The sequence below is a fragment of the Actinospica durhamensis genome (assembly GCF_018139695.1).
GTDB classification, from domain to species: Bacteria; Actinomycetota; Actinomycetes; order Streptomycetales; family Catenulisporaceae; genus Actinospica; species Actinospica durhamensis.
This window is the reverse complement of record NZ_JAGSOG010000750.1, coordinates 1-448: the sequence shown is the minus strand read 5'-3', so window position 1 is coordinate 448 and position 448 is coordinate 1. Positions and strand designations below refer to the sequence as shown.

The following is a 448-nucleotide window of genomic DNA, read 5'->3' as shown; positions in this document are numbered from 1 at the left end:
TCAAAGACACACCGCCCTCCCCGAGAACCGGAGTCCGCACATCTGGCCGGCGTAGCCGTGGCCCGCACATCTTGACGTGGACGGATCAGAGAGCGGCCGGGGTCGCCGGCACGCGGGCGGAGCCCACTTCCTCCCAGACCTGGCTCAGAGCGTCGACGAATTCGCGTACGTCGTCGGCGGTGTGCACGGCTCCGGGGGCGACCCGCAGGATCTCCTCACCGACCCGCACGCTCGGCGCGTTGATCGCCTGCACGTAGATTCCGTGCCGGTCAAGCAGCAGCGCGGACATCCGCTTGCACACGGCCTCGTCCCCCACCATGACGGACACGATGTGCGTCTGGTCCGAAATGAAGGGGATGCCACGCTCGTTCAGCAGTCGGTGCATCAACTGCGCGTTCGACCAGAGCTGTTCCCGCTCGACCTCGGAGGACCGCAGATGGTGTACGGC

At 67.0% G+C, this 448-nt stretch carries 1 protein-coding gene; it reads right to left on the bottom strand.

Going from position 1 to position 448, the window contains the following annotated elements; genetic code table 11:
- Positions 1 to 85 precede the first annotated feature (85 nt).
- Positions 86 to 448 (bottom strand): aminotransferase class I/II-fold pyridoxal phosphate-dependent enzyme (locus tag KDL01_RS42040; RefSeq protein ID WP_212534285.1); only part of this gene is annotated, 363 nt, incomplete at its 5' end.